The following is a 21405-nucleotide window of genomic DNA, read 5'->3' on the forward strand; positions in this document are numbered from 1 at the left end:
GCGCGCAGACGCCCGCGGGAGGAAGGGACAAGTGAGACCCCGCAACGTAGTGAGGAGGCTCACGGACCGCCCGCAGGCAAGCGAAGCGCCTGGAACGGAAATCAACCGGATTATATACCTTCATATTCTTAAAATAAGAAAACTCCGCCCGGAATGATAGCATATCGCTTCCATTCCAGGCGGAGTCTTTTATTAGTCCAAGGTGCATCAGTTTACAGTTTCGACAATATATCCTCATTGCCATCATCTTCATCATAGGTTAATACCTTGTCCACTTTGTCATAGGATTCACCGTACAGTTCTTTATCCTTATATGTATGAATCTGTTCATATGTAGCTTTCATACCTTCATAGATTGCCTCTTCTCCTGCATCCGTTGGGGACCAGTAAAGGATCTCCATTGGATTCACTTCATTTGTAGCAATGGAACGACGTCTGTAGCCGATGGAAGAAGCATGTTCAAACCCCTCTCTTTTATAGAAACGGAGTCGTTTTTCTGTGTCGGTATCATCATAGTCGACAGGCTCGACCTCTAAAATGATTGCCTTCCCTTTTTCTTTCATTTTGTCCAACAGCTTATGCCCAAGACCCAACCCTCTAGCATCTTTTGAAACAAACAGGTAATCAATAAAAATAAAGTTTTCGAGTTCCACATACATCAGCACATGGTGCTCCCCCTCATCCTTATGGTAGATATCCCCTTTTTCTTTTAAAAGAAGCTCCATGTGCTCCCTCGATTTCATTTCTTCTACTGGAAAATACTGATTCAATTTTTCATACCAATTCATTCTGTTAATTGACTCCCCTTTCGATATATATATGTACATGTCAAGTATAACAGACTTGAACAGACCTCACTGTTAATATACCCTCTTCCTTTTCTCCTAAACATAGCCTACAATAGAAACATAAGAGATTTTTGTATACGATTACATACTATAAAGGGGATGTATGGTTTGATTGAATATTTCATTGATTTCACTATCGTAGCCATATTGGTGATCGGTATTACCGCTGTAATGGGAGTATTGACAAATGGTATTGGGGAAAAGGTTTTTGGCAGAAAAAAAGGTTCTGAAAGCTTTGATAAATCAGCAAGCATGCAAGCAGGATGGAAAAGTGTCGGAGGAAAAAATAAATAACAAAAAAGCTGCCGGGCGCTCGGCAGCTTTTTCTGAATGATTCTAGTCATTCAATGGTGTAAAATCAAGGCCTTCTGTATAGTTGTTACCAGCGTTCCATATCAAATATTCATCTATTCCATTTTCGTTCAGAGCGCGAATCTGATCTTCCACTTCCTTCGGGCCGTAAGGGATATAATTACCCGCACCAAGCCAAGTAGCCGTGAAATCTTGAATCCAAGGTCTTGAAACCGGTCTGTTTTCCAATTCATCTAGCTTGGCATTTTCAAGCTTCGAGTACTCCGCAATAAGCTCATAAGGTTCTGTATCAGGTTTTGCTATACCAAAATAAGATGTCCAGTGACTTGGATAAATCATCGAAGAAATAACATCTACGTGCTCGGAAATGCGGCTGAAGTTCTGACCGATTCCCGGTGCTTCCGGTAATGTTGCCGTATAGCCGAAGATATCCACTGATACCTGTACATTATATGGCTCAAGTCTTTCTCTAGCATATTCCACAAAATCCGTTACCGATTCAACTCTCTTTTGAACATTGTCCAAGTCCATATCTTTGTATTCACCATACCCGTATTCAAGGGAAGTGTCTCTCTTTTCAAAGCCTTCCGGGAAACGGACATAGTCAAACTGAATTTCCTGGAAGCCCATTTTCGCCGCCTCGATTGCTATATCAATATTGTAATCCCAAACTTCCTTTAGAAAAGGATTCACAAAAGCCTCTCCACGCCCGTTCACCCATACCTTTCCGTTTTCCTGAAATGATAAGTCCGGTCGTTCTTTCGCTAGAACAGAATCCTTGAAAACTACGATTCTACCAATCGGGTACACTTCTTTTTCTTCTAAGGTCTTCATCATATCTGCGGGATCTTTGATATATGGCTGGGCAATATCCATGAATGGGGAATCTTCTTCTTTCGGTATGTACGTTAAGTATCCATGATCATCCTTAATATCAATAACCATTGCGTTCAGATCCGTTTTTCCCAATAGATCCAATAAGCGTGGGAATCTTTCTCCCCCTGCAGAATGCCCCGTTACATAAATACCTCTGACAGCATCAGGGTATGCAAAAGTATAGCCTGAATCAAAAGCGAATCTTGCCATAGAAACAGGCAGTTCACGCGCTTCCAATTCCACTTTCTTTGTAGCATGCTTAGCCGCTTCCATTACTTCTTCATCTGCTTGAGCAAGTGTACCACTAAAAGCGAGTATCCCGACTGCAGCAACCAGACCACCGATCATTTTATTTATCATTCCATTTCAAAATCCCTTCTCTTATGTGTTACTTCTATTATACTGGAAAATCGTTGTCTTTTTACCTATTTCAACAAATTCCTGCAAAATTCCTGCAAAATAATCCGAGAGTACTAGAGTCGTGTTGATTGCTATCACTTATCGGACTCAGTAAAAAAACGACCCCCACACTTGTGAGGATCGGCTGGCAAAAAAGTAATAAAATTACTTCCCTGCATATTCAACTTGATATCTTTTATACTCCGCTTCTGAACACAGTACAAAATGTCCAGGCTTCACTTCGCGTAACTCAGGCACTTCGTCTTTGGCATAGCCATGAGAAGCTGGGTCATAAGCAAAACGCTTACGGGTGCGCTCAGAGTCAGGATCCGGCTGCGGAATCGCTGATAGCAATGATTTAGTATATGGGTGGATCGGGTTATTGTAAAGCTCGTCACTGGCGGCAAGCTCGACGATTTTCCCGAAATACATTACTCCGATGCGGTCGGAAATGTATTTTACCATCGAAAGGTCATGGGCGATGAACAGATATGTCAGCCCTTTTTCCTTTTGAAGCTTTTTCATCAAGTTTACAACTTGTGCCTGGATAGAAACGTCCAGGGCGGAGATCGGCTCATCGGCAATGATAAAGTCCGGTTCCACAGCAAGGGCACGGGCAATTCCGATACGTTGACGCTGACCGCCACTGAATTCGTGTGGATAGCGATTTGCATGCTCTTTGTTCAGACCAACTGTTTCTAGCAGTTCATGTACACGAGCAAGACGTTCTTTTTTTGTCTTGGCCAATCCATGGATGTCGATACCTTCTGCGATGCAGTCAGCAACGGTCATACGTGGATTTAAAGATGCGGATGGATCTTGGAATATCATCTGCATCTTGCGGTTAAATTTCAGCAACTCTTTTTTGGACTTTTTGCCGTGAACATCTTCACCCTCAAAAAGAACCTCTCCATCAGTTGCGTCATACAGGCGGATGATAGTACGCCCTGTAGTGGATTTCCCGCACCCGGATTCTCCAACCAGTCCAAGTGTTTCACCACGATAGATGTCAAAGTTCAAGCCATCTACGGCTTTTACCATATTCGGTTTGCCTTCGTTGAAATATTGCTTCAGGTTACGAATTTCCAATAATTTTTCATTGGTTGCCATGTTACTCACCTTCCTTTACCATAACAGGCTTATCGAAGTTGTGTGGCATGTTGCGACGACGCTTCTGCACTGCCAAAGGAGGCTCTACAGCCGGTGCATCTTCATGTAACAGCCAAGTTTTTGCAAAGTGAGTTTTGGAGATCTGGAACATTGGGGGTTCCATTTCCAAGTCGATTTGCATCGCAAATTCATTACGTGGCGCAAACGCATCACCTTTGGGTGGATCTGATAAGTCCGGTGGAGAACCTGGAATTGCATATAGATCAACCGCATCTCCAAGCTCAAGGTCCGGCATGGAGCTCAACAATCCCCATGTATATGGGTGGCGCGGATCGTAGAAGATTTCGTCTACTGTTCCCATCTCAATGATTTGCCCTCCATACATGACAGCTACCCTGTCTGCAACATTTGCTACAACACCAAGATCATGCGTGATGAAGATGATAGACGTATCAATTTTTTGTTGAAGGTCCTTCATCAAGTCAAGGATCTGTGCCTGAATGGTAACATCAAGTGCAGTGGTCGGCTCATCTGCAATCAATACCTTAGGGTTACAAGCCAGAGAAATTGCGATAACCACCCTCTGTCTCATACCACCTGAGAATTGGTGAGGATATTGTTTAAAACGCTCTTCCGGCATCGGTATTCCAACAAGACGGAGCAAGTCGATCGCTTTCTCTGCAGCGGCGCTTTTACTCAGCTTTTGGTGCTTGATGATCCCTTCCATGATTTGTTTTCCAACTGTCATAGTCGGATTCAAGGAAGTCATCGGATCCTGGAAAATCATCGCGATTTCTTTTCCACGGATGCCCTGCATTTCCTTTTCGGAAAGCTTCGCAAGATCTTTGCCATCAAATAGGATTTCCCCTTGCTTAATGTTAGAGTTGTTCTTTGGTAATAAATGCATCACCGTTTTGGTTGTAACGGACTTCCCTGAACCTGACTCCCCTACAATTGCAAGGGTTTCACCTTTTTTTAAGTCGAAGCTCACGCCACGGATGGCTTTCACTTCTCCTCCGAATGTATCAAAAGAAACATGTAAGTTATTCACTTCAAGAATTTTTTCCACTGTCATTCACCTACCTTTATAACTAGTCTTTCATTTTAGGATCTAATGCATCACGGAATCCGTCTGCAACAAGGTTAAATGCAATCATCAATAAACTGATGATAACTGCTGGGAATACCATGATGTGCGGGAAGATCTGCAAGGATTTGAACCCGTCATCTATCAATGTACCAAGAGAAGCCATTGGCGGTTTGAGTCCTAAACCGATGAAGCTCAGGAAAGCCTCGAAGAAAATGGCACTTGGAATCGTGAACATTGTATTGATGATGACTACTCCAACTACGTTCGGCAATAAGTGTTTTGTAATGATTCGGTTATTCGTTGAACCTAGTGTCTTGGATGCGAGGACATATTCCTGACTCTTAAGCTTCAGAACCTGTCCCCGTACGACCCTGGCCATTCCGACCCAACCGGTTATGGTCAAGGCGATGGTAATGGCGATTATCCCCGGTTCCAATACGAGAATCATTAAAATTACGATAACAAGGTTAGGGATACCAACTAATACTTCGATGATACGCTGCATGATGTTATCTGTACGTCCACCGTAGAATCCGGAAATACCGCCATAGGCTACTCCGACCACCATATCAATGAATGCTGCAAGTAAAGCAATATATAAGGAAATTCGTGTACCTGTCCAGACACGTGTCCACAAGTCACGGCCAAGGCTGTCTGTACCGAACCAATAGTAATCAGTTACGCCACGCTGTTCGTAAACGTCTACACCTTTTCTCGTTCCATCCAAGATACCCAGGTTTTCAATACCTTGGACCTTTGGAGGCAAATTACCTTGAGTTACATTCTGGGTATTGAATCCGTGGTCGTTCATGAAAGGACCAAAGATTGCCAAGAATGCTATTACGATTAGAATGATAGAACCTGCGATGGCTGCTTTGTTTTTCTTGATGCGAAGCCAAGCAGTTTGCCAATAGGTAAGACTTGGTTTTGCAATCTTTTCACTTTTATTTGGGTCTTGTGCCGCCGGTTGGAATAACTCCTTTGGCAGCTTATCAAAATTGTTGTTATTCATTATTTCTTACCTCCTGCCAAGCGAATACGCGGGTCGATAATTCCATAAAGAATATCAACTACAAGAACGATGACAATGAACAATGCCGCAAAGAACAATGTTGTTCCCATGATAACCGGATAATCGTTTGTAGTAATGGAACGGACAAACTGCTCTCCAAGACCAGGAATGGAGAAGATTTTCTCGATTACAAGGGTTCCTGTCATCAAACTTACTGCTAACGGTCCAAGAACCGTCACTACTGGAATCAATGCATTTCTTAATGCATGTTTTACTGCAATGTCATAATTTGAAGCACCTTTTGCTCGTGCCAAAGTAATATAGTCGGAACCTAGAACTTCAATCATTTCCGTACGCATGAAACGAGCGGCAATGGCAATCGGGAACATAGCAAGCGCGATGGTAGGCAACACCGTAAATTCCCAGCCTGACCAAAACGCCACAGGGAACCAACCAAGTTTTACTCCGACCCAATATTGTAATAATCCTGCGAAGACAAAGGAAGGAATGGATTTACCAAGTACCGCCATGATCGTGGAACCATAGTCCACCCACGTATTTTGTCTCAATGCAGCAATAACCCCTAAGAATATTCCAATAATGGTACCGAAGAACATCGCTTGGAAACCTAATTGAGCTGAGGGGCCAATACGTTGCATAATCAAATCGGTAACACTTCTGTTGTCATATTGAAATGAAATACCAAGATCTCCTTGTGCAAGACTAATAATATATTTCGCATATTGTACAGGCACTGGATCATCAAGACCATATTTTGCATTTAGAATTGCTTGTTGTGCTTCTGACAGTTTATCCTGCATCGTAAATGGGGAACCTGGCATCATTTTCATTAAGAAGAATGTAAATGAGGCAATTAAGAATAAGGTGATAAACATGTATAAGATACGTTGCAACAAATACTTTGTCATTTCTGCACCTCCTAGAAAAATAATGCGTCGAATTATTTATAATTTTCCCTAAAATTCGACAATTACATTACAGGGAAAAAGAGAGTATATATTTTCAAATATACTCTCTTTCTCTCCATTTTAAAAGAAATATTTTTATATCGATATAATATTATTTACCGCTGATATAAGCCCATTTGTAACTGAAGTCAGGACCGAAGTTATGACGGTAAACATTTTGTACATAAGGCTTCCAAAGTCTTGTTGTACCGCGTTGATAGATCGGTGCAATCGCAGCGTCCTCTTCAAGTAAGATTCTTTCTGCTTCTTGCATCGCTTCAAAACGTTCTACAGGATCATTGGCATACGTAGTCATTACGTCATTCAACAGTTTGTCATACTCTTCGTTGGAGTAGCCCATCTTGTTGTTTCCTCCATCAGTAATCCAAAGGTTGGAGAAAGAGATTGCATCAAGATAGTCAGGACCCCATCCAGCAAGCTGCATGTCATAGTCCATAGCTGAATCCAAGTCAAGACGCTGAGCAAATGGTACTTCTTTCAATTTGATCGTTAAACCAGGCAGGTTTTCTTGTAACTGGTTTTGAAGATATTCTTGCATAGTTTTAGCAGTTTCTGTATCTCCACCAAGAATCTCGATGGTAACGGAATCTGTTCCTAATGCTTCTAGACCTTTTTCCCAATGCTCTTTTGCTTTTTCAGCATCAAAAGCGTTGAAATCTCCATTTTTTTCGCGGAAATCTTCACCAGTTTCAGGGTGTTGAACGAATTCAACCGGTACTGAATAGTTAGCTGGAATAGAACCATTGTTCAATACGTAATCAGCCATATCTTGCTTATTGAAGCCCATAGAAATTGCTTTACGGATATCAACATTTGCTAAAGCTTCGTTTTTCGTCTGGTTGAATTTGAACCAGAAAATTGTTGGCTCCAAGTAAGAAATCATGTCCGGATCTTCCTTGTACTGTGTTACAAAATCAGAAGTCAATCCAGGAGAGATATCGATTTGTTGAGCTGTGTATAAGTTGACACCAGTGGAAACTTCTTTAACCACTTTTACATTGATTTCATCTAATTTAACTGTATTAGCATCCCAATAGTCTGCATTCTTTTTCATTGTCCAGCCTACTTCATGCTCCCAGCTGTCTAATGTGAATGGACCATTGTAGATTAAAGTGTCTGATTCTAGTGCATATTTGTCACCTTGTTCTTCAAAAAACTTCTGGTTTTGTGGGAAGAACGTCGGGAATGTCATTAAAGATTCAAAGTAAGCAACAGGTTGCTCAAGTGTTACCTCTAGTGTGTAATCATCAAGTGCCTTTACTCCAAGCTCTTCTAGTGGTAATTCACCTTCTGAAACTTGAGTAGCGTTCTTGATTTTACCATTCATCATGTATGGACCATACTCAGAACCTGAGTTAGGATCTACCGCACGCTGCCATGCAAATACGAAATCGTTTGCAGTTACCGGCTCACCATTAGACCAAACAGAATCTTCACGTAAAGTAAATGTATAAGTAAGACCGTCTTCGGATGCCTCGTGACTTTTCGCAACACCTTCTACTACTTCGTCATTTTCTCCTAGTCTGTAAAGACCTTCAAAAACGTTATTCATTACGTTGAACGCAACTGCATCTGTACCTTGGACAGAATCCATTGTAGGAATTTCTGCAGAATCTACTACGTTAAGTACTTGTGGACCTGATGGTTCTCCTTCACCTGCAGGTAGCTCATCACCTTGTCCAGCATTGTTTTGCGCAGAATTCCCGCCACCACATGCAGCTAAGAAAGCACTAAGTACAAGTGTAAGCGCTAAAAGAAGTAAATATTTTGACTTTTTCATTTACTTAACCCCCTAAGAATATTATGTCGAAATTTGTTATGTTTCGAGGTAACGGTTTTTATTATACAAGTTTTCTAAACATTGTGCATTCATAATTTTAACGCCAATTTTACAAAATACTGATATTTCAAGTACTTTCATTACAAAAATAGTCCTAAAGACCTATGATATTTTTGCGGATTATTGAACAAATATTACAATTCATTTACAATCATTACAATAATTTGTCAGAGTGTATTTACAAGTAATTCCTTTTATAGTTTCTTTAAATTTGTCTTATTCTATTCATTTCATTACAATACATTTTAGAGACTTTTTTTATAGGAGGAACTATGAACATTTCTTTTAAGATTACACTTATATTTTTCTGCGTTCTTTTTGGTGTTACATTAATCACTAGCTATTTGTATTATGGGGATATTTCACTTCTCACATTCATTAATACTTCTTTCTTATATTCAAGCATTCTCATTTTCCTGTCATTGTTGACGCTTGTAACGCAAAAGGGGTTCTTCGATGGGATTACATACAGTTTCCGGAGAATTTTTGCATCCAGTCAAGCAGATAAACAACTTGAGCACGATATCAGAAATGAAATGCGTCCGCCATCGGAATTATTGCAGCCCCTTTCTACACAGCCGATGCTAATGGCTTCTTTACTGTTATTTCTTTGCATGCTAGGTTCACTTTTTGTGTACTACAGTAGTTGATATTTTCCAAAGAATTGGCTATAATAGAAGAATATTTAATTAATATAAGCAATGATGAAGAGTAGTACTAAACATTTTAGTTTTTAGAGAGTTTGTGGTTGGTGGGAACAGACAACTAACGTTTAGGAATGGACTTCTGAGCTTCATGGCTGAACAAAAATAGTAGGCCGTGACGTGTCCTTACGTTACAAGGTTAAGTGATTTCTGCATTTTTTTGTGTGAAATAATAAGGGTGGTACCACGGTCCATTCGTCCCTTTTTCAGGGATGAATGGGCCTTTTTGTGTTTTTTTCAACTCAATAATTGGTATTTGATGCTGAAAAAAGTATCCCCTTGTTGTTTGGAGTGAAAGGTGTGAGACTCCGGCGGGAGGTAGCGGTAGACTTGAGACCCCACAACGAAGTGAGGAGGCTCAAGCACCGCCCCGCGGAAAGCGAACACCTGGAACGGAAAACAACAAGTAGTTTACTAAAGCAAAAACGAAAGAGGAGATCGAAAATGAAAACTATATTTTCAGGAATTCAACCAAGCGGTAATGTTACCCTTGGAAATTACATCGGTGCGATGAAGCAATTTGTAGAACTGCAGAACGACTACAACAGCTACTTCTGCATTGTTGACCAGCACGCCATCACTGTTCAGCAGGATCCACAGGAACTTCGCAAAAACATCCGCAAACTGGCTGCCTTATATTTAGCAATCGGACTCGATCCGAAAAAGGCTACCCTTTTCATCCAATCGGAGGTACCAGCACATGCCCAACTAGGATGGATGCTGCAATGTGTCGCTTACATCGGGGAATTGGAGAGGATGACACAATTCAAAGATAAATCCACCGGGAAGGATTCCGTAACTGCTGGATTATTGACGTACCCCCCATTGATGGCGGCTGATATTCTTCTTTATAACACAGATGTGGTACCTGTTGGTGAAGATCAAAAACAGCATCTGGAATTGACAAGGGATCTTGCAGAACGATTTAATAAAAAATACCGTGACATCCTAACTGTACCAGAAGTAAAAATAGCTAAAGTCGGGGCACGAATCATGTCACTCGCAGAGCCTACAAAAAAGATGAGCAAGTCAGATCCAAATCAAAAATCTTTCATTTCCCTGTTGGATACACCAAAGCAATTGGAAAAGAAAATCAAGAGTGCTGTTACGGACTCTGAAGGAATTGTCAGATTTGATAAGGAAAACAAACCTGGCGTTTCAAACCTTCTATCCATTTACTCCATCCTAAGTAACAAATCGATTGAGGAATTGGAAGTTCAATATGAAGGAAAAGGATACGGGGATTTCAAAAGCGATCTTGCCCAAGTCGTGGTTGAAGCCCTTGAACCGATTCAAACAAAATATAATGAACTCATTGATTCTAATGAATTGGATGCCATCTTGGATGAAGGTGCCGAGCGTGCGAATCGAGTAGCTATGAAAACATTGAAAAAGATTGAAAATGCAATGGGATTAGGCCGAAAACGTCGATAATTAATACAAAAAGCTGTCAGATTGATAACAATCTGACAGCTTTTATTTCTAATATCAATTGAAATAAGGTAACCCTGTTGACCGGAGTGTAAGGCGCGCAGACTCCTGCGGGAGGAAGGGACAAGGGAGACCCCGCAACGGAGGAGGGCACTGAAAAACTGAAAGCAAATTGTTTTTAATGGTTTCTAGCTGTGGATTGGAGCAAATAGCGTAGACTCCTGCAGGGGAGTAGCGACAATCTTGAGACCCCGCAGGGCGCAGCCCGAGGAGGCTCAAGGTCACCCCGCGGAAAGCGAAGCTATTTGCGGAAATCAACAGCGGTGTATACCCAAGAACTAAAATTCAGTACTTCTTCAGTGGCCTCCAACGGAGTGAGGAGGCTAACGGACCGCCCGCGGAAAGCGTGCGCCTGAAACGGAGATCAACAATTTTAGTGCAAAAAGTAAAATATTTCAACTTTCCTTGTATTAAAAATAGCTGTCAGACTTATAAAAATCTGACAGCTTTTATTTCTTACCTCGGAAATATTCAATATTCAATTAACCTTCGGATGCTGCTCCAATTCCCACAGCTTTTCAAAAAACGGCTGCCCTTTTACAAGATGTTCACAGAAATTCTGATGCTTTTCCGACCATCCATCTCTTGTTTCCTCTAGCAGTTGGGCCCACACTTCCTCAAAACTCATCGTTTGAATTTCACGATAATGAATCGGATTCCACTCTGTGTACCAATACCTTACTTCAGCAGCATTGCATGTTGATCTCAGTTGGTCCATAGCCATGAAAAGGAGCTGCTTCAGTTGTCTTTCTTTTCTCGTTAAACCGTTCATTATTTCTGGTGATGGGGATAATATATGATAATCTTTTTGCGATTTGCTAGTTGGTGAGAATGAATACTTTTCATAGTCATGGTTTTCTACCATGTCATATACCAGTTGTTCTTGCCTTGGAATAAGCCTGCTTTTACGGATTGGAATATTATATCCAATAGTGTCCACTGCAATAATGCCTTGTCCATCTGTTACCACAAAACAATAGTCCAATTGGATTCGCTCATGATTTTTACGGATATAACTTTTTTGAAAAATATCTTCCAGCAAAGATGGAGGCAGCTCTTGGAGGTCGTTTTCAATATAATGAAACAGGACTGAATCCACTTTCAATAGAGGAACTTGGTCCAGCAGCTCCACACTGTCGTCTTTTCTCCACTCATGAAAATGACAAACATTATAACCGTTTTCTTCTCCTTCAAACCAATTTACCCATACGTCATGAAGATACAACATATCATACCCCTCACTTCACATCTATCTTTTATTTATCCAACAGTATGAACAGTGAAGTGCAATATTATTCCATTAAACCCAATAATTTTTACTAATGACTACTCTTTGTCCCGAAAACTCGGATCTTGGTTCCCTGTTAAATAGATGCTATAGGTAACCAGTAACATTCCAATCGGCAAAAGATAACATTCTGGTCTTGAAAATACAAATGTTATAAACTCTATGATACTCATTCCTGTTGCAAAAAGATTCAAATAGGCAAGTACACTTATTCCCCCTGCAACCGCAATTCCAAAACCGCTCAAAAAAAGAAAGCCCCTAATCATCAGCCATCACTCACATAATAAAGCGTGTTTAAGCTCATAAAAATATCCCCTTGTCCATTCTATTACTATCATCTTATGACCTACTCACAAAATAATGACAGGTTATGAGGAAAATGGGCAAAAAAAAGAAAAGCCGAGATTGGCTCTCAGCTTTTCTATTCTAGTGTTTTAGGATCTAGTGCATCACGCAATCCATCTCCAACGAAGTTGAAGCTCAACACTGTAAATAATATCATCAATCCAGGAAATAATGGGTACCACCAATGTTTTAACATGATTGTAAAGTTCTGCGCATCTTGTAGCATGTTGCCCCAACTTGGTGTTGGAGGTTGAATCCCTAAACCTAAGTAACTTAAAGCGGATTCAGCCAGGATAACTCCACCTACACCAAGTGTTGCAGATACGATGATCGGCCCCATTGCATTCGGAAGGATGTGAGAGAAAATTATCGTATGGCTTCGTGTTCCAATAGTTTTGGAAGCAAGAACGAATTCACGTGTACGAAGAGATAAAAATTCTCCACGTACAAGACGTGCAGTAAACGTCCAGCCCGTTAAAGCGAAAATCATGATAAGCTTGTCCACACCAGGTTGGAAGATAGTTACCAATGTGATAAGCAAGAAAATAGTTGGAATCGAAATGATGACATCCACAATACGCATTAGGATTGCATCAATTTTCCCTCCAAAATAGCCCGCTACGGAACCAATGACTGTTCCTATTGTAATGGAACCTGCTACAGAAGCAAATCCAACTAAAAGTGAAACCCTTGCACCAAACAGAATACGTGAAAATACATCACGTCCATATCGGTCTGTTCCTAGCCAATGTTCGCCACCTGGAGTTTGCAATTTATTCAACAAACTTTGTTTTTGTGGTTCAAATTGGGTAATCCATGGCGCAAGGATTGCTAAGCTAATAATAATGAAAAGCAACACAGCTCCAATGACAGCCAATTTATTCTTCATAAACTTATTAATAGTTATTTTAGTTAGAGTATCTGGTTTCTGCTTAATATTGGGGTTTAACGATTTATTATTTGGTTGAGTTGATGGTTGAGTTTGCATCGATGTTCCCCCTTCTAGTACTCAATTCTCGGGTCAAAAATTGCATATAGAATATCGGCAATCAAGTTTCCGATAACTACAAAGACCGCTGAGATAACTGTTAGTGCCATGATAACCGGATAGTCCCGCTGGAATGCGGAATCAAAGAACAACAATCCAATACCAGGCCAAGCAAAAATCTTTTCAACAATAACCGATCCCCCAATGAAACCGGGTAGCATTAAACCAAATATCGTAATTACAGGAATTAAACCATTACGTAAGCCGTGTTTATACGTTACTTTGTTTTCCTTTAAACCTTTCGCTCTTGCTGTACGCATATAGTCTTGCTTTAACACTTCAAGCATACTAGAACGTGTGTATCTTGTTAGACCTGCCATATCTGCTGTTGCCAGTACAAATGCTGGTAATATAAGATGGTGTAACCTGTCGAGAATACTAAAGTCTGCATTCAAAGTCGCCACACCACCCGTTGGCATCCACTGCAACTGAACGGCAAATATCATAATAAGTACCAGACCGATCCAGAAGTTAGGTGTTGCAAGTCCGAGGAAGGAAGTGACCGTTACAGTATAATCGGTCAAGCTGTACTGCTTCCTTGCCGATATCACTCCAAAAGGAATTGCGACAATAACCGCCAATATGGTGGAAACAATCATCAATAATAAGGTATTAGGCAATCGGTTCATGATCATTTCACTTACAGGTACACCACGGCGAATAAGTGAATCGCCAAAATCACCTTTTACCATGTTACTCACCCATCGGTAATACTGGATGTGTACAGGATCATTTAGTCCATAACGCTCTTCGTATTTCTTCATTGCCTCTTTACTAATATTCGGATCCATCATTAGGGAAGTAGGCCCACCTGGTGCCATTTGGATGATGGCAAAGGATAATACTGTAATACCGAATAATAGGGGAATCGCCATTAAGCAACGGCGGATGATATATGAGATCATAGCTGATTCTCCTTTTCTGTCTTTACTTTAGGAAGGTAATAGTAAACGTGAATGGTTTATTTTAATACTGTGCAATTTGCGACGTAACACAGTAAAATGTTCAATTTTAGCGATAAAAAACGGCTCGTCCAGGACGGCTGCATTCCATCTTTTCCAATGAATAAAGTGTCTAGACAGTTCATTTCAGTAAAAAAGAAGGAAGGGGAATGTCCCCTCCCCTCTTCTTTTACCTTTTTACGGGGGTTAAATTAGTTATTGTTTAACCACCATTTGTGGATGTTGTAGTGTTCCGCTCTTGCATGGAACTCAAAGCCTTCTAGATTAGTAGGCATTGCACGGTGTGCATTTGGATAGTACAAGAATGTGTATACTTGCTCTTCAGCAATGATTCTGTTGATTCCTTGGATCTTCTCAGCACGCTCGTCACGATCCATAGTAAGGTTAGCTTCGTCCATTAAAGCATCAGCTTCAGAGTTAGACCAACCAACGAAGTTCAAGCCTTCTTCGATTTCTTTAGAATGGAAGATTCCACTTGGATCTGGATCTGTAGATAGAGCCCATCCTAGGATGATAGCTTCAAAATTCCAAGCAGGAGGATCGATGTCAGCCAAGAATGCAGACCATTCCATGATATCTGGAGTTACTTTAATTCCTAGTTCAGAGAATTGCTCTTGAACTACTACAGCGATATCTTCACGAACTTTGTTACCTTGATTCGTTTTTAAAGTGAATTCAAATTTCTGTCCGTCTTTTTCTAATGTACCGTCAGCACCTGGAGTCCATCCAGCTTCTTCAAGTAAAGCTTTCGCTTTTTCTACATCGTACTCAAAACGTGGTACATCTTCGTCATAAGCCCAGCTAAGTGGAGACTCAGGGACATCAGCAACTTCACCGTCTCCGTCCATTACAGACTCAACGATAAGTTCACGGTCAAGTGCGTGAGTTAAAGCTTGACGTACTTTTTTGTCTTCGAATAATGGGTTACGTAGGTTGTAACCTAAGAAAGTGTAAGATAATGCTAAACCAGACTCAACTTTTAATTGACCATTCGCTTCCCACTCTTTAACTGTTGCAATATCAGAAGCAGGAACTGTGTAGTAATGTACATCTCCAGCAGCTAATGCAGTCATTAGAGCATCTGCATCAGGAATAATGCGGTAAGTTAAAGAATCTAAGTATGGACGGCCATTCCAGTAGTCGTCGTTCGCAACAACTTTAACATATTGTCCATCTTCCCAAGTTTCGAATTTGAAAGGACCAGCTCCGATAGGGTTTTTCGTGTTGAACTCAGTGTATTCACCAAGATCAGCAATCGCAACTTCACCTAAGATGTGCTCAGGAAGGATAGGGTAACCTAATGCGATGTGGATTGTTGGATCTACAGCATTAAGAGTTACTTGTACAGTCAGGTCATCGATTTTCTCGACTTTTTCGATTTTCTCGAAGTAACCTGCACGAGGACCATCATAGTCTTCGCTTAAAGGAACACTTAGAGTGAAGACAACGTCATCAGCATCTAAAGTTTCACCATCGTGGAACTTGATTCCTTCTTTGATTTTCAGCGTGTGTACTAGGTCGTCTTCAGAGATATCCCAGCTTTCAGCCATGTTTAATTGAGTTTCGAAAGAAGTGTCGCTTGTTAATAATCCATCAAAAATGAAACCTTCAATTGCAGAACTAGCAGTATCTGCAGAGTAAAGCGGGTTGAACATTGTAGGGCTACCAGTAGAACCTAATACTAGATCTCCACCTGCAACCGGCTCACCAGTTGTAGCATCTTCTTCATCTTCTTCACCGTTGTTACCAGTGTTTGTTTCGTTAGTTTCGTTGTTCGTGTTCTTTGTGTCTGTACCGGCATTGTTCGATCCGCTACAAGCAGCTAGGAACAAGGACAGAACCAACGTTAAAACGATAAGTAGTAATGATTTTTGTTTCACGTTTACTCCCCCTAAAATTTTTAATGTTCTGAAAATGAAAGGTAAAGAAAGTTGACTTTTGGATTATCTCCCCCTTTCAAAGGGTATATATTTTATGTACTTGCCACCTATTCGTATAGGTGACAAGCAACAAAATGATCTGGTTTAACCTCTTTGAACTGCGGAATAATCTGTTTGCAGACATCCATTGCAGCAGGGCATCTTGTGTGGAAAACACAACCTGTCGGCGGATTTGCCGGACTTGGCAACTCGCCTTTAAGCACGATTCGTTCCCTTTTCAGTTGACCTTTGCGGCGTGTGGATGGTACTGCAGAAAGCAATGCCTGTGTATATGGATGTAGCGGCTCGCTATATAGGTCATTCTTGGTAGCCAGTTCCATCATGCGTCCTAGATACATTACGCCAACTCTGTCGCTAATATGACGTACAACGCTTAAGTCATGAGAAATAAAGATATAAGATAATCCCATTTCACTTTGTAGGTCCTGCATCAGATTGATGATTTGAGCTTGAATTGATACATCCAATGCGGATACCGCTTCGTCGGCAATAATCATTTCCGGATTCAGTGCCAGCGCTCTTGCAATACCGATACGTTGACGTTGTCCGCCGGAGAACTCATGCGGATAACGGTTAATAAAACTTGGATCTAATCCAACCTTTGCTAACAGCTCCTGCACTTTCTCTTCACGCTCTTTCTTGGTGAACAGATTATGCGTATTATATGGCTCTTTTAAGATTGACCTTAAAGTTTTTCTCGGATTGAGCGTTGCAAATGGATCCTGGAAAACCATTTGAATGTCTTTTCGGACAGTCTTTCTAAGTTCTCCTTCACTCATTGTCGCAATATCTCTTCCCTTGAAGATGATGTTACCTTCAGTAGGCTCATATAATCGGATAATCGTACGGCCGGTTGTAGACTTTCCACAACCTGACTCTCCTACAAGCCCAAGGGTTTCACCTTTTTTTATGTAAAAGTTCAGGTCATCAACAGCTTTTACATCGCCTACATGCCTTTGCAAAAGTCCTGCTTTTATTGGGAAGTATTTCTTTAACCCTCTAACTTCCAATATGTTATCCGGATTTGTTTCTGTTACTATTTTTTCTGTCTTTATCTCAGTTGCTGTCATTATTTCGCCTCCTCACCTTCGTATAAAAAGCATCGAACGGATCGGTTTCCGCCTTGTTTTATCAATTGCGGAATTTCGCTGTGACAACGATCGAATGCTTTTGGACAACGTGGGGCAAAACGGCAGCCCTGAGGCAGGTTTGTCGGCGGCGGTACGTTTCCTTCAATTGATTGTAGACGTGATATGTCTCCTTCAATATCAGGTATAGAGCCCATCAAACCATTTGTGTACGGATGTAGCGGCTCTTCGAACAGATCGTCCACGGAAGCCTCTTCCACCACTTGGCCACAGTACATAACTACTACTCTGTCAGCAATTTCTGATACAACCCCTAAGTCATGTGTTATTAACAAGATGGATGTGTCAAATTTATGGCTTAGATCTTTCATAAGATCAAGGATTTGCGCTTGAATGGTAACATCCAGTGCAGTGGTCGGCTCATCTGCAATCAGAAGCTTCGGATTACAGCTCATTGCCATTGCAATCATTACCCTTTGTCTCATCCCGCCCGACAGACGGTGAGGATAGTCATTTACGATTTCAGCTGCTCTGGAGAAACCTACAACCTCTAGCATTTCAATCGCTTTCTTCATCGCTTCCGTTTTGGTCATTTTTTGGTGAAGTATCAGTACTTCAGTAATCTGCTCACCAACTGTTAAAACTGGGTTTAATGAAGTCATGGGCTCTTGAAAAATCATTGAAATATCATTTCCACGAACCTTACATAATTGGTTTTCTGTTAGTTTCACAAGATCTTGTCCGTCAAATAGGATTTCCCCATCAACGATCTTCCCGCCTGGGCTAGGTACAAGTCCCATTATTGACAGGGATGTAATAGACTTACCAGATCCCGATTCTCCAACTAATGCCACAGTTTCTCCTTTTTTAATGGAGATATCTACACCATCTACAGCTGGAATAGCTTGCTTTTTCCTAAAAAAGTGAGTTTTCAGGTTTCTCACTTCTAATAAAGCTGACATTTAGCCTTCACCATCCTTTTTTCTTTCGATGCATGGTCTGTATGATGTCTAAATATGCAATTTAAAGATTATGAAAATTTAACTTAATCTTAACCTTTATATTACAAATTTATGAAACTACTAGCTTTCAATCTATTTATTTACTGCTTTTATAGATTTTCCATGCTATTTATTACAAATTATTCAGTTTATTTTCTGAAATTTACTGTAAAAACTAAATTATCGGAAAATAATTATCGTCTGTTTGTATATTATTACAATTCCGTTACAAGTTCAAGCTTATTTTGAAAATAAACTAAAAATTTTTTTAATTGCAACTTGTAGCAATCTTCTACAAAAACTGATTATATACAAAAAAAAACAAAAAAACTAGCTTTTTTTGCTAGATTTTTTGTTTTTTGTAATATTTCTCCTATTCCTCAAAGAATTATATGGCTAATAGCTTTGTTAGTTCTGTAAGACTCTTTGACATCAGTGCGGAATAACTGAGTTTTTCTTTATTTAATATTTTTTGAATGAGATAGTAGCCTACACAATAACCGAGCATTTTGGGATAAAAGCCCTTACCATAAAGTAGTTTCATATGATCTCTTTCACTTTTCTTCACTTCTTTATTTGGAATGATGTATTTATTTAAGAAGCTTTCAAGTTCCTTGTCAGAATAATACGAAGTCCAATTGGAAGTGTAGTCCTCCCCCAATTGATTATTCACCGCGCTTTCCGCCAATCCCTCTATTAAGACAGAATCTAAAAGTGTGTATTGATCATCAGGCCTCTTATTTTTCGCCAATACACAAATGTGGTTGTACTCGTGGGTAAGCAGCGCTTTCATTTCATTTATGTCAATGTCTTCGGGCAGGAACAAGAACAGCTTATCCTTAAAAGCAACTCCCGCTTTCCCTTTAAAATCTCTTTTTATCTGACTGTTATATTTGTCTGAAGGAAAAATAAAGATTGGAATGTCGGGACCATTCCACAGTTTCTTTAATCGTTTCCATTCCAACATTACAATATTCCAGCAATCCATATTCTTCAGTTTTTCCACAGTCCCCTTGCCGTCTCTTACAGGCCGGTACATTCCATGCAAAATCAGATAGTCGTATAGTTCTGCTGCAGTTACATCCTCAAAATACTTCAGCAGTTTCTTGGAAATGTTCAATGGGTGATGATAGTCTTCCTCCAACCATCTATCCGTCTGAATAATACTCATGTTCTACAGCCCTTTTCTTTGCTTTTTGTTGACATTGTATGATTGGAATGTGGAATTGGTGAAGTGTGTAACTAGCGAAACGATATGAGTATTCTAATAAGAAAAACCGGACAAAACCCGCCCGGTCCTTGAATGCTAAATATTAAGCTAGCCTCCGCTGTTCCTTTCCGCAAATGGCTCCGCTTTGCACGTGGCGACCTTGAGCCTCCTCACTCTGTTGGAGGCCACTGAAAAATTACTGAATTTTAGATCTTGGGTAAACACCGCTGTTGATTTCCGCAAATAGCTTCGCTTTCCGCGGGGCGACCTTGAGCCTCCTCGGGCTGCGCCCTGCGGGGTCTCAAGATTGTCGCTACTCCCCTGCAGGAGTCTACGCTATTTGCTCCAATCCACAGCTAGAAACCACTAAAAACAATTCGTTTTCAGTTTTGCAGCGCCCTCCTCTGTTGCGGGGTCTCAACTTTGCCGCTACTATCCTGTGGGAGGAAGGGACATGGGAGATCCCGCAGGATTGTACTGGACCCTTAAAACTGGAAAGCGAAGCGCCTGGAACGAAAATCAACCAGATTTTATACTTTCTTACTTTTTAAAAAAAGCAGTAGGAAAATGAAGTTATTTTCCCTACTGCTTGAAACCTTTATTCGTATTTTTTGAAAACGAGGGTAGCGTTATGTCCGCCAAAGCCCAATGAGTTGCTCATTGCAGCTTTAACCTCTTTATGGCGGGCTTCATTTGGTACATAATCAAGATCGCATTCCGGATCTGGTGTATCCAGATTGATTGTTGGAGGGATAATGGCATTTTCAATGGCTTTAATGGAAAATATTGCCTCCACTCCACCAGCTGCACCCAACAAATGACCTGTCATCGATTTCGTGGAGCTGATCGCTACCTCTTTCGCATTTGTACCAAATACTTCTTTGATAGCAATTGTTTCGAATTTGTCATTATATTCGGTGCTTGTCCCGTGTGCATTAATGTAATCGATATCCTCTGGTTGAAGGTCGGCATCTTGAATAGCCATTCTCATCGCGCGTACACCGCCCTCTCCGCCTGGTGCAGGTGCTGTAATGTGATGTGCATCCCCTGTAGCGCCGTATCCGACGATTTCCGCGTAGATGCGAGCACCACGAGCCAATGCATGCTCCAGGTCTTCCAATACGACTATCCCGGCGCCTTCGCCCATAACAAAGCCATCCCGATTAGCATCAAAAGGTCTACTTGCCGTTTTTGGATCCGGGTTTAATGATAGAGCTTTCGCTGAACTGAATCCTGCAAAAGACATTTCCGTTAGAGGTGCTTCCGTTCCTCCAGAAATCATTACATCAGCATCACCGCGTTGAATAACTTTGAATGCATCCCCTATGGAATTTGTTCCTGTTGCACATGCCGTAACCGTACAGGAGTTTACCCCTTTTGCTCCTAAGGCGATACTAATTTGCCCTGTAGCCATATCAGGAATCATCATCGGTACGAAGAATGGGCTTACACGACGTGCGCCTTTTTCTAAAAAGGTTTTATATTGTTGTTCAAAGGTTTCCATTCCACCAATCCCGGAACCTACCCAAACTCCAACTCTAGGAGCGATTTCTTCGGTGATGTCCAAGTTAGCATCCTTTACAGCCATTAATGAAGCAGCAATGGCGTATTGAGTAAAACGGTCCATTCTTCTCGCTTCTTTTTTATCCATAAAATCTTCGGCATTGAAATTTGTAATTTCAGCAGCCACTTTCGCCGGGAATTTTTCGCTGTCTACTCTTGTCAGTGGACCTACTCCCGAAACTCCCTTTATCGCATTTTCCCAAGCCTCGTTTACATTTAATCCAATAGGAGTCACCGCTCCTAGTCCCGTTACTACTACTCTTCTTTTAGGCATTTGCATGATTTCCTG

19 protein-coding genes and 1 other annotated feature are annotated in these 21405 nt (G+C 40.9%); of the genes, 3 read left to right on the forward strand and 16 right to left on the reverse strand.

What is annotated here, in order from left to right:
- Positions 1-212 precede the first annotated feature (212 nt).
- Positions 213-788, reverse strand: coding sequence for a GNAT family N-acetyltransferase (locus AB685_RS13235; RefSeq protein ID WP_047971080.1), 576 nt, complete (start codon positions 786-788; stop codon positions 213-215).
- Positions 789-956: 168 nt separating this feature from the next.
- Between AB685_RS13235 and AB685_RS13240 the strand changes: the two genes are divergently transcribed.
- Positions 957-1142 (forward strand): hypothetical protein, encoded by a 186-nt coding sequence (locus AB685_RS13240; protein ID WP_047971081.1) that lies wholly within the window; start codon positions 957-959, stop codon positions 1140-1142.
- Between the two features lie 42 nt (positions 1143-1184).
- Here the strand turns inward: AB685_RS13240 and AB685_RS13245 are convergent, their stop codons facing one another.
- From AB685_RS13245 to AB685_RS13270, 6 genes are all read right to left on the reverse strand, one after another.
- Entirely contained in the window at positions 1185-2396 is a 1212-nt protein-coding gene (locus AB685_RS13245; protein WP_053073807.1) for a putative glycoside hydrolase, read from the reverse strand.
- A gap of 204 nt (positions 2397-2600) precedes the next feature.
- A complete protein-coding gene (locus AB685_RS13250) occupies positions 2601-3545 on the reverse strand; it encodes an ATP-binding cassette domain-containing protein (RefSeq protein ID WP_047971082.1) in 945 nt (314 codons plus the stop codon).
- Between the two features lies 1 nt (position 3546).
- On the reverse strand, positions 3547-4614 hold the full coding sequence (locus AB685_RS13255) for an ABC transporter ATP-binding protein (RefSeq protein WP_047971083.1): 1068 nt from the start codon (positions 4612-4614) through the stop codon (positions 3547-3549).
- A 22-nt stretch (positions 4615-4636) separates the two neighbouring features.
- Positions 4637-5647, reverse strand: coding sequence for an oligopeptide ABC transporter permease (opp3C, locus tag AB685_RS13260; protein WP_047971084.1), 1011 nt, complete (start codon positions 5645-5647; stop codon positions 4637-4639).
- Positions 5647-6576, reverse strand: a complete 930-nt coding sequence (opp3b, locus tag AB685_RS13265) for an oligopeptide ABC transporter permease (protein WP_047971085.1) — start codon at positions 6574-6576, stop codon at positions 5647-5649. Before opp3b ends, opp3C begins: the two co-directional genes overlap by 1 nt.
- A 151-nt stretch (positions 6577-6727) precedes the next feature.
- Positions 6728-8416, reverse strand: coding sequence for a peptide ABC transporter substrate-binding protein (locus AB685_RS13270; protein WP_047971086.1), 1689 nt, complete (start codon positions 8414-8416; stop codon positions 6728-6730).
- 332 nt (positions 8417-8748) lie between these two features.
- On the opposite strand from AB685_RS13270, the gene AB685_RS29750 reads away from it, so the two are divergent.
- Both AB685_RS29750 and trpS read left to right on the forward strand, forming a co-directional pair.
- Positions 8749-9126, forward strand: a complete 378-nt coding sequence (locus AB685_RS29750) for a DUF3899 domain-containing protein (protein ID WP_053073808.1) — start codon at positions 8749-8751, stop codon at positions 9124-9126.
- A gap of 42 nt (positions 9127-9168) precedes the next feature.
- Positions 9169-9386, forward strand: a binding site (T-box leader).
- 238 nt (positions 9387-9624) lie between these two features.
- Positions 9625-10614 carry a tryptophan--tRNA ligase gene (trpS, locus tag AB685_RS13280; protein WP_047971087.1) on the forward strand — a complete coding sequence of 330 codons (990 nt, stop codon included), beginning with the start codon at positions 9625-9627 and terminating at the stop codon, positions 10612-10614.
- 535 nt (positions 10615-11149) lie between these two features.
- On the opposite strand, the gene AB685_RS13285 is transcribed toward trpS, so the two are convergent.
- From AB685_RS13285 to fabF, 9 genes are all read right to left on the reverse strand, one after another.
- Positions 11150-11899: a YjbA family protein gene (locus tag AB685_RS13285; protein WP_047971088.1), complete on the reverse strand. Its 750-nt coding sequence runs from the start codon at positions 11897-11899 to the stop codon at positions 11150-11152.
- 98 nt (positions 11900-11997) lie between these two features.
- Positions 11998-12204 (reverse strand): hypothetical protein, encoded by a 207-nt coding sequence (locus tag AB685_RS13290; protein WP_347230869.1) that lies wholly within the window; start codon positions 12202-12204, stop codon positions 11998-12000.
- A 176-nt stretch (positions 12205-12380) separates the two neighbouring features.
- The gene (gene opp4C, locus AB685_RS13295; RefSeq protein ID WP_047971090.1) at positions 12381-13292 is read right to left on the reverse strand and encodes an oligopeptide ABC transporter permease; all 912 of its coding nucleotides are present in this window, start codon (positions 13290-13292) and stop codon (positions 12381-12383) included.
- A 14-nt stretch (positions 13293-13306) separates the two neighbouring features.
- Positions 13307-14257: an ABC transporter permease gene (locus tag AB685_RS13300; RefSeq protein WP_047971091.1), complete on the reverse strand. Its 951-nt coding sequence runs from the start codon at positions 14255-14257 to the stop codon at positions 13307-13309.
- Between the two features lie 248 nt (positions 14258-14505).
- Complete coding sequence (locus tag AB685_RS13305; protein WP_082153620.1) at positions 14506-16194, reverse strand: peptide-binding protein; 1689 nt, start codon at positions 16192-16194, stop codon at positions 14506-14508.
- A 107-nt stretch (positions 16195-16301) separates the two neighbouring features.
- Entirely contained in the window at positions 16302-17324 is a 1023-nt protein-coding gene (locus AB685_RS13310) for a dipeptide ABC transporter ATP-binding protein (RefSeq protein WP_047971093.1), read from the reverse strand.
- Positions 17324-18304 (reverse strand): ABC transporter ATP-binding protein, encoded by a 981-nt coding sequence (locus tag AB685_RS13315; protein WP_047971094.1) that lies wholly within the window; start codon positions 18302-18304, stop codon positions 17324-17326. Before AB685_RS13315 ends, AB685_RS13310 begins: the two co-directional genes overlap by 1 nt.
- A 427-nt stretch (positions 18305-18731) precedes the next feature.
- Positions 18732-19514, reverse strand: coding sequence for a DUF2268 domain-containing putative Zn-dependent protease (locus AB685_RS13320; RefSeq protein WP_047971095.1), 783 nt, complete (start codon positions 19512-19514; stop codon positions 18732-18734).
- Between the two features lie 637 nt (positions 19515-20151).
- A complete protein-coding gene (gene fabF / locus AB685_RS13325; protein ID WP_047971390.1) occupies positions 20152-21390 on the reverse strand; it encodes a beta-ketoacyl-ACP synthase II in 1239 nt (412 codons plus the stop codon).
- Positions 21391-21405: the final 15 nt, after the last annotated feature.

This window comes from Bacillus sp. LL01 (assembly GCF_001037965.1).